Raw genomic sequence first — 11,971 nt, forward strand, 5'->3', positions numbered from 1 at the left:
TTAAGACAATGAAAAAGCTGCAAATTGCGGTAGGTATTATTCGCAACGAGAACAATGAAATCTTTATAACCCGTCGCGCCGCAGATGCGCACATGGCGAATAAACTGGAGTTTCCTGGCGGTAAAATTGAAATGGGCGAAACGCCGGAACAGGCGGTGGTGCGTGAACTTCAGGAAGAAGTCGGGATTACCCCACAACATTATTCGCTATTTGAAAAACTGGAATATGAATTCCCGGACAGGCATATAACACTGTGGTTCTGGCTGGTCGAAAGCTGGGAAGGGGAGCCGTGGGGTAAAGAAGGGCAACCCGGTGAGTGGATGTCGCTGGTCGGTCTGAATGCCGATGATTTTCCGCCAGCCAATGAACCGGTACTTGCGAAGCTTAAGCGTGTGTATGTCGGATAGGCGTTTATGCCGCATCCAACATTTGCACAAGATGCCCGATGCGACGCTGGCGCGTCTTATCAGCATCTACAATTTTAACACGTTGATATGTAAGGTCTTGTAGGTCGGATAAGGCGTTCCCGCCGCATCCGACATTTGCACACGATGCCTGATGCGACGCTGCCCGCGTCTTATCAGGCCAGCGTCGCATCAGATAAAATGTCACTGCTTTGGCTCTTCGCTCCAGTCATCGCTTTCGGAAAGATCGCCACTGCTGGGGATTCGCTTTTCTTCAGCAGCCCATTCTCCGAGGTCGATCAGCTGGCAACGTTTGGAACAAAATGGCCGAAACGGGCTGATTTCACCCCACACCACCGTTTTCCCGCAGGTTGGGCAATTCACCGTAATAGTTTCTGACATTTTTACTCCTTAGCAACAGGCCAGTTCGAAATCCAGACGTTCCGGTACCTGTCCGTTTTCACTATCCAGCGGCATAAAACGAATGGCAAAACGGCTCTTATGACCGGAAATTTGCGGATAAAGCTGTGAATCGAGCGACAGATTCAGGCGCAGCAAGTCGGCATCGCCACCGTTATCCTGATAAAAACCATTCAGGCTGGTTTGTTTACGGAAGGGGGCCGACTGGCGAATTAAATCCAGCACCATGGTAAGTGCCTGGGTGAGCGGGTTCAGGCTGGCAATCCAGGTTTCTACCTGGCTGTCGCGCTGCGCCTGGGGTAGATGCAGCCAAATGTGCAATGTAGGTAAATCAAAGCTACAACAGCCGCCTGGGATGCTCAGTCGCTGACGCACCAGAGCAATCAAACGATCTTCACGCAGAAATTGCCCGATACGCGGCGCGGAAATTAATACGCTCCCCGCCGCTTTTAACTGCTGAATTAATGCTTCAATGCGGCTCTGGTCAACGCCAGGCACGCCAATCCAGGTCTGGAGTTTGCGCTGCTGGCGGTCAAGTTCTTTCAACAGCTCAGTACGGACTTCGCCGCGCTCGAAAACATCCAGTAATTCACTGACATTGCGGAAGAAATGCAGAGCGCCAGCGTAGTCAACGACGGGTAGATTAACGGTGAGTTGCTGAATCAAAAACTCAATGCGCAGCCATGTACGCATTTTTTCATTTAGTGGATGTTCAAAAAGGACCTGGGTCTGCATTACGGTTTTTCCTGTGAGACAAACTGCGACGCAAGCTGCAAATAGTGTGCGTGCAGGCGGGCAACATCCGATGCGATAGCATCCGGTGCGCCGTTATTATCAATGACGTCATCTGCCACGGCAAGGCGAGCTTCGCGCGGTGCCTGAGCAGCAAGGATTTGTTCGACATGCTCGCGAGTGACATCATCGCGCTGCATGGTGCGCTTAAGTTGCGTTTCTGGGCTGACATCCACCACCAGCACTCGATTCGCTTTTTTATACAATGAGTTTTCTACCAGCAATGGCACAACCCACAGTACATAGGGGGAAGTTGCTTGCTGGATCTGGTGTTGCGTCTCTTGCTGAATCAGCGGATGCAGCAGGGCGTTAAGCCAGTTTTTCTCTTCCGGGTTGGCGAAAATCCGCTCGCGCAAGGCCCGGCGCTGCAATGTTCCATCAGCAGCAATCATGTTAGCGCCAAAGTGATCAGCAATGGCATGTAGCGCAGGTGCACCTGGTTCAACCACCTGACGCGCAATAATATCGGCATCAATGACGTTAATTCCGAGATCAGCAAACGCATTGGCAACGGTACTCTTGCCACTGCCAATGCCTCCCGTTAAGGCAACTATATACCTCATAATTTATATTCCCGGGAATTCATCATGATTATCAAAACGTTAAAAATGAGCGCACGAAAGCGAAATTGATGAAACGTTCGCTCACTATTTACCAGGTAAATTTATGGGATTGTAGCGTAAAAAAAGACAATTTCGCAGTCTTGCGCCGCATTGATTAGTGCGTATGATAGCGTCACTGGAGTTGCGCTCTTACCCTTATAGCCATTAACCCCAGGAATCCGCACATGCGTATTGAAGAAGATCTGAAGTTAGGTTTTAAAGACGTTCTCATCCGCCCTAAACGCTCCACTCTTAAAAGCCGTTCCGATGTTGAACTGGAACGTCAATTCACCTTTAAACATTCAGGTCAGAGCTGGTCCGGCGTGCCGATTATTGCCGCAAATATGGACACCGTAGGCACATTTTCTATGGCCTCTGCGCTGGCTTCTTTTGATATTCTGACTGCTGTGCATAAACACTATTCTGTCGAAGAGTGGCAAGCGTTTATCAACAATTCTTCCGCTGATGTGCTGAAACATGTGATGGTTTCTACCGGTACGTCTGATGCGGATTTCGAAAAAACTAAACAGATTCTCGACCTGAACCCGGCATTAAACTTCGTTTGTATTGATGTGGCGAATGGTTATTCTGAACACTTCGTGCAGTTCGTTGCGAAAGCGCGTGAAGCGTGGCCGACCAAAACCATTTGTGCTGGCAACGTCGTGACAGGTGAAATGTGTGAGGAGCTTATCCTCTCCGGTGCTGATATCGTTAAAGTTGGCATTGGCCCCGGTTCTGTTTGTACAACTCGCGTCAAAACAGGCGTCGGTTATCCGCAACTTTCTGCGGTGATCGAATGTGCCGATGCTGCGCATGGTCTGGGCGGAATGATCGTCAGCGACGGTGGCTGCACCACGCCGGGCGATGTCGCGAAAGCCTTTGGCGGCGGTGCCGATTTCGTCATGCTTGGCGGCATGCTGGCGGGCCACGAAGAGAGCGGCGGTCGCATCGTTGAGGAGAACGGCGAGAAATTTATGCTGTTCTACGGCATGAGCTCCGAGTCTGCGATGAAACGTCACGTTGGCGGCGTTGCGGAATATCGCGCAGCAGAAGGTAAAACCGTTAAGCTGCCGCTGCGAGGCCCGGTTGAAAATACCGCGCGTGATATTTTGGGCGGCCTGCGTTCAGCTTGTACATACGTTGGGGCTTCACGCCTGAAAGAGCTGACCAAGCGCACTACGTTTATCCGTGTACAGGAACAAGAAAACCGCATCTTCAACAATCTGTAATCTCCCAATGCTGGCGTGGAGTAACACGCCAGCGTTATCCCATCCCACTCATCGCATCGCCTAAATGGAAAATTGGCAAATACATTGCCACCACTAGCGTACCGATAATTCCTCCCGTTATGACCAGCAACACCGGTTCGAGCAAGGCTGCAAGGTTATCCGCCAGCGCCATGGTGTTATCCCGATGATGACGGGCGAGGTTGTCTAACATGAGATCCAGCGAACCGGATGCCTCTCCTGTTCTCACTAATTGCAAACAGAGCGGGCTAAACTCACCGGCATTTTTTAGCGCCAGCCAGATAGGATGACCGTTACTGATATCGTGCTGGATTTGTGTCAGAAGTTGCTCCCAGTACGGGCAGCGCATTGTTTCTCTGACGCTCTCTACGCCCTGTAAAAAAGTAATGCCTGCACTTTGAGTCAGCGCCAGAATCGTAAAGATCTGCGTGAGTTTTTGTCCCCGCATCAGTGAACCCATAATCGGGATGCGTAACAGCCATTTCTGCCGCGCGATAAGCCAGGTCGGGCGGCGCATCAGCAACTTATTGGCTATTGCCAGCAGTAAGCCGAACAACAGCAGCAGCCAGCCCCATTCGCCACTAAAGTCTGCCAGCGTCATGATCCCCTGCGTTAGCGCCGGTAATGGGGTGTTAAAGGTCTTGTAGATAGCAGCAAACTCCGGCAGTACAAAATGCAGCATTGCCACAACCACCATGATTGCCATCGCTAAAATGATGATGGGATAACGCAACGCTGATTTCACTTTATCGGCTAACTGACGTTGGGCTTTTTGCTGACGAGCAAGTTCAAAGCAACATTCATCTAACTTACCAGTCAATTCCCCCGTGCGGATCATTGCCTGATAGAGCGGCGGAAATACCTCTGACCAGGGTAATAAGGCATTGGAAAAAGCAATGCCCTGTTCGAGATCGTGCGCCAGCGATTGCAGCAACGCTTGCCATTGCTTACTGGGATGCTGTTCCGCCAGCAGTGCCAGCCCTTCAGAAAGCGTTAACCCGGCTTTGAGTAGCGTCGCCAGTTGATGAATGACTTCCGCGCTTTTATCTCCTCGCCACTGCGCAGAATTGATGGCGATTCGCTTCAGGCTAAGTGGGGTAACCATCTGTTGCTGTAGTGCTATGAGCAGCAAAGCACGGCTCTCTGCCCATAGCATCCCATCTTGCGCATTGCCGTCGCCGGTTATGCCACGCCAGCGCCAGAGTTGCTTACTCGCCATGCGGCATTCCCAATACGCGGATTAACTCTTCAAAGGTGGTTAAGCCTTGCTCCACGGCCAGGCAGCCGTTTTCAAAAAGCGTTCGCATACCCGCCTGTCGGGCGTGCGTTTCCAGCGATTCAACGTCGGTATTAGCGGAAATAAGCTGACGTATGAACGGTGTTATGGGCAGAACTTCAAATAAGGCCGTGCGACCATAAAAACCGTGGTAGCAATGTACACAACCGGGTGCTTGCCAGCGGGGCAGCGGCGACGGCCATACATTGTCTGGAATATGGATGGGCTCCCCTTGCTGCAGGCGACAATGTGGGCAAAGTTTACGTACCAGACGCTGGGCTATTACCAGCGTAAGCGCCGATGAGAGCATCCAGCGGGCGACTCCCATTTGCTGTAAACGTACCAGCGTTTCAGTGGTGGAATTGGTGTGTAGGGTAGACAACACCAGGTGACCGGTTTGCGCCGCTTTAATAGCGATCTCTGCTGTTTCGCCATCGCGGATCTCTCCGATCATGATGACGTCAGGGTCCTGGCGCAATAACGCACGCAAAACGCCCTGAAAGGTAAGACCGGCACGCGGATGGATTTGCGTCTGGTTTAGTCCGGCTATGGGGATCTCAACCGGATCTTCGACGCTACAAATATTAATGTCAGCGGTATTCAGCGTTTGCAGGGCACTATAAAGCGTGACCGTTTTGCCGCTGCCTGTAGGGCCAGTTACCAGCACCAGTCCCTGTGGTTGTTGCAAGGCATGAGCAAAGTCCGCCAGTTGTAACGGCTGCATCCCCAGCGTGTTGATATCCAGTGCCTGGCTCACCTGCTGTAACAACCTTAATACCACCTTTTCACCACCCTAGCATGGTAAGGTCGCAATACGAAATGAGACGGCGTTTCCTGCCAGTTCGACAGTGAATTGCCCGTCCTGCGGCAGGCGATGTTCCGCAATATCCAGGTTGCCCAGCACTTTTAATCTGGCGGTTAATGCGACTCCGGCATCCGGTAAAACATCCGGTAAAGGATGCAATACACCGTCGATACGCAAGCGGATGCGGTAGGCATTGTCCGCTGGTTCGATATGAATATCAGACGCGCGTTGTTCCAGCGCAGATTGTAACGTTCGAGTCAGCAACTCTGCTTTGGGCTGATGCTTCTCATGAATAGCTACGGGCAATGTCTGTTGGGTGCGACTGGCGTGACCTTCCATTTGTTGGCGCGTCCAGCAGGTGATCTCAATACGTTTGGTGGTAGCGAAATGCAATGCGTCCAGTAGCTCATGCGAAGGGGCATCGACCACCGCAACATGAACCACCTCTTCGCTGGCATCCAGCAAGACTCCCTGATAACGCAGACACAGGGCGGTGAGCTGTGGAATATTCATTGCCGCTCCTTAGTTGGCGTCATCAAAGCGAAAGACATCTTCGCAGGCTTGCTGCAATGCGCTGTCACTTTGAATATTGCAGTTGCGCGTCCAGCCGGTGACGCCGTTTGCGTTATCCCAACCCGGTGTCATGACGACGCTTAGCCCATTGAGACTTTCTTGCCCGGTCAGCGACACCACGCCCTTTGCCACACTCATGGCTGAAACATAGCGGGTGGTGGTAGGCGAGGGAATGCCATTGCTGCCACCGTCGCAGGTATCTAATCCACCATGTTCCAGCGCGCACAACTCTACGGCGGTACGGTAAGGCACAAAGGTTTGTAGCATGTCGGTGAGTGCGGCTTTGCGCAGGTAGTTTTGATAAGCGGGAATACCAATGGCGCTTAAAATGGCAATGATGCCAATAACCACCATCAGTTCGATAAGTGTAAAACCGCGTTGCTTGTCCATTTGTTTCGCTCCTTGATTTGGTTGGCGCTACTTTGGCAAACGCCATCAGCACAAGCGAGGGGCAAAAAACGAAACGGGAAAGCAGCTTCCGGAGTTTTTTATTACGTTGCAGCGAAAGACAAGAAATTTGCGAGGCGTTACGAAGAAAGTTGGGAAAGGGGAGATTATCCGCCCGCGATGGAGCGGATAAATCTGTCAGCAATCAGCGAAAACGCATTGAAAGGTCGAGTGCCTGTACGTGTTTAGTTAGCGCACCGACGGAGATAAAGTCCACGCCCGTTTCGGCAAATTCGCGCAGTGTTTTGTCAGTGACGTTGCCAGACACTTCCAGTAGCGCCTTGCCGTTGGTGCGTTTGACGGCTTCGCGCATCTGTTCTGTTTCGAAGTTATCCAGCATGATGATATCGGCACCTGCTTTCAGGGCTTCATCAAGTTCTTCCAGATTCTCTACTTCGACTTCTACTGGCGCATCTGGGTGCAGCCAGGACGCTTTTTCGACCGCCTGGCGCACTGAGCCGGAGGCAATAATATGGTTTTCTTTGATCAGGAAGGCATCAGAAAGCCCCAGGCGGTGATTCGCTCCGCCGCCGCAAAGTACCGCGTATTTCAGAGCTGAACGCAGGCCGGGTAAGGTTTTGCGCGTATCCAACAACTGCGTGTTGGTGCCCTCCAGTAATTCGACATAGTGGCGTACCTTACTGGCAACCCCTGAAAGGGTTTGCACAAAATTAAGTGCAGTGCGTTCGCCCGTTAACAGCACGCGGGATGGGCCTTCAAGTTCGAACAAGGGTTGTTTGGCGTTGATGACATCGCCGTCATCCACATGCCAGATTATGGTGACATCGTCGCCTGCCAGTTGAATAAACACCTCTTCAACCCAGCGTTTGCCGCAAAATACGCCATTCTCGCGTGTGATCACTGTGGCATGAGAGCGAGAGTTTTCCGGTAAAAGTTTTGCCGTAATGTCATTGTTGGCATCGACTGTTCCGCCTAAATCTTCCCGCAGCGCCTGGGCCACCGCGCCGGGGATATCGAGATTAATGCGTTCCAGCAGCTCGTCACGTCGGGTGTCAGGGTTATAGCGGCGAGGCGGCATGTTAAAACTCCAGATAGCTAACGAATCATAAGGTAGAAACATGCTACTCTGAACCGGGTATTAGCACCACATATAAGGAGATCCTGCATGTTGTTAGAACAGGGGTGGCTGGTTGGCGCGCGCCGCGTTCCCTCACCACATTACGATTGCCGCCCGGATGACGAAACACCCACCCTGCTGGTGGTGCACAATATTAGCCTGCCGCCAGGCGAGTTTGGCGGTCCGTGGATCGACGCATTATTCACTGGAACTATTGATCCGCAGGCACATCCTTTCTTTGCTGAGATCGCCCATTTGCGCGTCTCCGCTCACTGTTTGATTCGCCGCGATGGTGAAATAGTCCAGTATGTTCCTTTCGATAAACGTGCCTGGCATGCCGGAGTCTCTCAGTATCAGGGGCGCGAACGCTGCAATGATTTTTCTATTGGGATTGAGCTGGAAGGCACCGATACGCTGGCGTATACCGATGCGCAGTATCAACAGCTTGCGGCGGTTACGCGGGCACTGATTGATCGCTATCCAGATATCGCTAATAACATGACGGGCCATTGTGATATTGCGCCGGATCGGAAAACCGATCCCGGCCCCGCCTTTGATTGGGCACGGTTTCGCGCCCTGGTCAGCAAGGAGACAACATGACGCTGTTTACAACCCTATTGGTGTTAATTTTCGAGCGCCTGTTTAAGCTGGGCGAGCACTGGCAGCTTGATCATCGTCTTGAGGCGTTCTTCCGGCGGGTGAAACATTTTTCTCTCGGGCGCACATTAGGCATGACCATTATTGCGATGGGCGTGACTTTTTTACTGTTACGCGCATTGCAGGGAGTATTGTTCAACGTTCCCACGCTGCTGGTGTGGCTGCTGATTGGTTTGCTGTGTATTGGCGCAGGTAAAGTTCGTCTTCATTATCATGCTTATCTGACAGCTGCTTCACGTAATGATAGCCATGCCCGTGCCACGATGGCTGGCGAACTCACCATGATTCACGGCGTCCCGGCAGGCTGCGATGAACGTGAGTATTTGCGTGAGCTGCAAAATGCATTGCTGTGGATTAACTTTCGTTTTTATCTTGCTCCGTTGTTCTGGCTGATTGTGGGGGGAACCTGGGGACCCGTTACGCTGATGGGGTATGCGTTTTTGCGTGCATGGCAATACTGGCTGGCGCGTTACCAGACGCCGCATCATCGTTTACAGTCCGGCATTGATGCCGTGCTTCATGTACTGGATTGGGTGCCGGTTCGTCTTGCGGGTGTGGTATATGCCTTGATCGGTCATGGGGAGAAAGCGTTACCGGCCTGGTTTGCTTCGCTGGGTGATTTCCATACTTCGCAATATCAGGTATTAACACGTCTGGCACAGTTCTCTCTGGCGCGTGAACCGCATGTCGATAAGGTGGAGACGCCGAAGGCAGCGGTTTCCATGGCGAAGAAAACCTCGTTCGTGGTCGTGGTGGTAATTGCGCTACTGACGATTTACGGGGCGTTGGTGTAAAGATTGTCGCCCTCACCCAGCACGGGTGAGGGCGTAGAGAGATTAATGCGCTTTTACGGCTTTGGCGGTTTTCTCTTTAAACAGATAGCCGATACCTAACACGATCAGCCATACCGGGATCAGGTATACCGAAATCGCCATTCCTGGGGTCATCAGCATAATCACCAGTACCGCCGCCATAAACAGCAGGCAGATCCAGTTACCCAGCGGATAAAGCAGAGCAGGGAAGCGAGTTACCACACCTTGTTCCTGCTTGGCGCGACGGAATTTCATATGCGCCAGGCTGATCATCGCCCAGTTGATCACGAGTGCAGATACTACCAGTGCCATTAACAGTCCGAATGCGGATTCCGGTGCAAGGTAGTTAATCAGCACGCACAATGCTGTAACCAGCGCGGAAACCAGAATGGTGTTAACCGGTACGCCGCGTTTGTCGACAGACGCTAGCGCTTTTGGCGCGTTGCCCTGTTGTGCCAGCCCAAATAGCATACGGCTGTTGCAATATACGCAGCTGTTGTACACGGAGAGCGCAGCAGTCAGTACTACGATGTTTAGCGCATTCGCCACAAAGGTATCGCCCAATTCGTGGAAGATCAGTACAAACGGACTGGTATCAGCGGTAACGCGGGTCCATGGCATCAGCGAGAGCAGAACGGCTAACGAACCAATATAGAAAATCAGGATGCGGTAGATAACCTGGTTAGTCGCTTTTGGAATGCTTTGCTCCGGGTTATCAGCTTCTGCTGCGGTGATCCCCACCAGTTCCAGACCACCGAACGAGAACATGATAATCGCCATCATCATCACCAGCCCGGTGAAGCCGTGCGGCAGGAAACCGCCCTGATCCCACAGGTTGCTAACGCTCGCCTGCGGGCCGCCGTTGCCGCTGAATAGCAGCCAGCCGCCGAAGATGATCATCGCTACCACCGCGATAACTTTGATAATGGCAAACCAGAACTCCATCTCACCAAACACTTTTACGTTGGTCAGGTTGATGGCGTTGATCACCACAAAGAATACGGCGGCAGAAACCCAGGTGGGGATTTCTGGATACCAGAACTGAATGTATTTACCCACAGCAGTAAGCTCTGCCATGGCAACTAAAACGTACAGTACCCAGTAGTTCCAGCCAGAGGCGAAGCCAGCAAAGCTGCCCCAGTATTTATAAGCAAAGTGGCTAAAGGAGCCTGCGACAGGTTCTTCGACCACCATTTCACCCAGCTGACGCATGATCAGAAAGGCGATAAAACCAGCAATGGCGTAACCCAGGATAATCCCTGGCCCTGCGGACTGTATTACGGAGGCGCTACCCAGGAATAGCCCTGTCCCTATCGCGCCACCCAGCGCGATAAGCTGAATATGGCGGTTTTTAAGGCCGCGCTTTAGCTGCTCGCCGTGCTGTTGACCTTCCATCATGAAACCTCGTGCGGTGATTGTTTTTTTGATCTACGCAGTGATGCGTGTGTAAGTTTGCAATTCCGTTTGTTGTATTAATTTGTTTACATCAAAGGCGTTTGAATTGTTACAAAAGGACTTCCGTCAGATAAAGAATAATGGTATGCGGCAGCGAATGCACCCGCTTTATGCATGGTTGAAGATGAGTTGCTTAAAAAGGAACCGTTTGTAAAGGTCAGCCTCAAATCCCCTCAACATACAAAATGAATATAAATTCAATTTTATTGAATTAAAAACCGATAAATTGGTAAGTGAATCGGTTCAATTCGGATTTTTATAGTTTAATAATCGTTAAAAAATTCCTTTCCTACGTAAAGTCTACATTTGTGCATAGTTACAACTTTGAAACGTTATATATGTCAAGTTGTTAAAATGTGCACAGTTTCATGATTTCAATCAAAACCTGTATGGACATAAGGTGAATACTTTGTTACTTTAGCGTCACAGACATGAAATTGGTAAGACCAATTGACTTCGGCAAGTGGCTTAAGACAGGAACTCATGGCCTACAGCAAAATCCGCCAACCAAAACTCTCCGATGTGATTGAGCAGCAACTGGAGTTTTTGATCCTCGAAGGCACACTCCGCCCGGGCGAAAAACTCCCACCGGAACGCGAACTGGCGAAACAGTTCGACGTCTCCCGTCCCTCCTTGCGTGAGGCGATTCAACGTCTCGAAGCAAAGGGCTTGTTGCTTCGTCGCCAGGGTGGCGGCACTTTTGTTCAGAGCAGCCTCTGGCAAAGTTTCAGCGATCCGCTGGTGGAGCTGCTCTCCGACCATCCTGAATCACAGTATGACTTGCTCGAAACACGACACGCCCTGGAAGGTATCGCTGCCTATTACGCCGCGCTGCGTAGTACCGATGAAGACAAGGAACGCATCCGTGAACTCCACCACGCCATAGAGCTGGCGCAGCAGTCTGGCGATCTGGACGCGGAATCAAACGCCGTCCTCCAGTATCAGATTGCCGTCACCGAAGCAGCCCACAATGTAGTTCTGCTTCATCTGCTAAGGTGTATGGAGCCGATGTTGGCTCAGAATGTCCGTCAGAACTTCGAATTGCTCTATTCGCGTCGCGAGATGCTGCCGCTGGTGAGTAGTCACCGCACCCGCATATTCGAAGCGATTATGGCCGGTAAGCCGGAAGAAGCGCGCGAAGCATCGCATCGCCATCTGGCATTTATCGAAGAAATTTTGCTCGACAGAAGCCGTGAAGAGAGCCGCCGTGAGCGTTCTCTGCGTCGTCTGGAACAACGAAAGAATTAGTGATTTTTCTGGTAAAAATTATCCAGAAGATGTTGTAAATCAAGCGCATATAAAAGCGCGGCAACTAAACGTAGAACCTGTCTTATTGAGCTTTCCGGCGAGAGTTCAATGGGACAGGTTCCAGAAAACTCAACGTTATTAGATAGATAAGGAAT

The 11,971-nt window shown here is 51.4% G+C and carries 13 protein-coding genes and 1 pseudogene; 6 read left to right on the forward strand and 8 right to left on the reverse strand.

Annotated elements, in window-relative coordinates:
• Nucleotides 1–8: 8 nt before the first annotated feature.
• Complete coding sequence (mutT, locus tag QUE34_RS00520) at nt 9–407, forward strand: 8-oxo-dGTP diphosphatase MutT (RefSeq protein WP_000736034.1); 399 nt, start codon at nt 9–11, stop codon at nt 405–407.
• A gap of 201 nt (nt 408–608) precedes the next feature.
• On the opposite strand, the gene yacG is transcribed toward mutT, so the two are convergent.
• From yacG to coaE, 3 genes are read right to left on the reverse strand one after another with little or no spacing between them, the layout of a single operon-like run.
• Complete coding sequence (gene yacG / locus QUE34_RS00525; protein WP_000005042.1) at nt 609–806, reverse strand: DNA gyrase inhibitor YacG; 198 nt, start codon at nt 804–806, stop codon at nt 609–611.
• A 9-nt stretch (nt 807–815) separates the two neighbouring features.
• Nucleotides 816–1,559: a cell division protein ZapD gene (gene zapD, locus QUE34_RS00530; protein WP_001194743.1), complete on the reverse strand. Its 744-nt coding sequence runs from the start codon at nt 1,557–1,559 to the stop codon at nt 816–818.
• A complete protein-coding gene (gene coaE, locus QUE34_RS00535; protein ID WP_001269517.1) occupies nt 1,559–2,179 on the reverse strand; it encodes a dephospho-CoA kinase in 621 nt (206 codons plus the stop codon). Before coaE ends, zapD begins: the two co-directional genes overlap by 1 nt.
• A gap of 24 nt (nt 2,180–2,203) precedes the next feature.
• On the opposite strand from coaE, the gene QUE34_RS00540 reads away from it, so the two are divergent.
• The gene (locus tag QUE34_RS00540) at nt 2,204–2,248 is read left to right on the forward strand and encodes a protein YacM (RefSeq protein ID WP_120795372.1); all 45 of its coding nucleotides are present in this window, start codon (nt 2,204–2,206) and stop codon (nt 2,246–2,248) included.
• Nucleotides 2,249–2,403: 155 nt separating this feature from the next.
• On the forward strand, nt 2,404–3,447 hold the full coding sequence (guaC, locus tag QUE34_RS00545) for a GMP reductase (RefSeq protein ID WP_001217338.1): 1,044 nt from the start codon (nt 2,404–2,406) through the stop codon (nt 3,445–3,447).
• Nucleotides 3,448–3,481: 34 nt separating this feature from the next.
• Here guaC and hofC read toward each other — a convergent pair whose 3' ends face one another.
• The 4 genes and pseudogenes from hofC to nadC form a co-directional block, all read right to left on the reverse strand.
• Nucleotides 3,482–4,684 carry a protein transport protein HofC gene (gene hofC, locus QUE34_RS00550; protein WP_032302387.1) on the reverse strand — a complete coding sequence of 401 codons (1,203 nt, stop codon included), beginning with the start codon at nt 4,682–4,684 and terminating at the stop codon, nt 3,482–3,484.
• Nucleotides 4,674–6,059, reverse strand: a pseudogene (gene gspE / locus QUE34_RS00555) (type II secretion system protein GspE). Before gspE ends, hofC begins: the two are co-directional and overlap by 11 nt.
• Nucleotides 6,060–6,068: 9 nt before the next feature.
• Entirely contained in the window at nt 6,069–6,509 is a 441-nt protein-coding gene (ppdD, locus tag QUE34_RS00560) for a prepilin peptidase-dependent pilin (RefSeq protein ID WP_000360904.1), read from the reverse strand.
• Nucleotides 6,510–6,711: 202 nt separating this feature from the next.
• On the reverse strand, nt 6,712–7,605 hold the full coding sequence (nadC, locus tag QUE34_RS00565; protein ID WP_032183211.1) for a carboxylating nicotinate-nucleotide diphosphorylase: 894 nt from the start codon (nt 7,603–7,605) through the stop codon (nt 6,712–6,714).
• A gap of 87 nt (nt 7,606–7,692) precedes the next feature.
• On the opposite strand from nadC, the gene ampD reads away from it, so the two are divergent.
• Nucleotides 7,693–8,244: a 1,6-anhydro-N-acetylmuramyl-L-alanine amidase AmpD gene (gene ampD, locus QUE34_RS00570; protein WP_000923726.1), complete on the forward strand. Its 552-nt coding sequence runs from the start codon at nt 7,693–7,695 to the stop codon at nt 8,242–8,244.
• On the forward strand, nt 8,241–9,095 hold the full coding sequence (ampE, locus tag QUE34_RS00575) for a beta-lactamase regulator AmpE (protein ID WP_000172005.1): 855 nt from the start codon (nt 8,241–8,243) through the stop codon (nt 9,093–9,095). Before ampD ends, ampE begins: the two co-directional genes overlap by 4 nt.
• Nucleotides 9,096–9,137: 42 nt before the next feature.
• On the opposite strand, the gene aroP is transcribed toward ampE, so the two are convergent.
• A complete protein-coding gene (aroP, locus tag QUE34_RS00580; RefSeq protein ID WP_000969912.1) occupies nt 9,138–10,511 on the reverse strand; it encodes an aromatic amino acid transporter AroP in 1,374 nt (457 codons plus the stop codon).
• 540 nt (nt 10,512–11,051) lie between these two features.
• On the opposite strand from aroP, the gene pdhR reads away from it, so the two are divergent.
• Nucleotides 11,052–11,816 carry a pyruvate dehydrogenase complex transcriptional repressor PdhR gene (gene pdhR / locus QUE34_RS00585; protein ID WP_000331776.1) on the forward strand — a complete coding sequence of 255 codons (765 nt, stop codon included), beginning with the start codon at nt 11,052–11,054 and terminating at the stop codon, nt 11,814–11,816.
• Nucleotides 11,817–11,971: the final 155 nt, after the last annotated feature.

The sequence above is a fragment of the Escherichia sp. KS167_9B genome, from assembly GCF_030295215.1.
Classification (GTDB): domain Bacteria; phylum Pseudomonadota; class Gammaproteobacteria; order Enterobacterales; family Enterobacteriaceae; genus Escherichia; species Escherichia coli_F.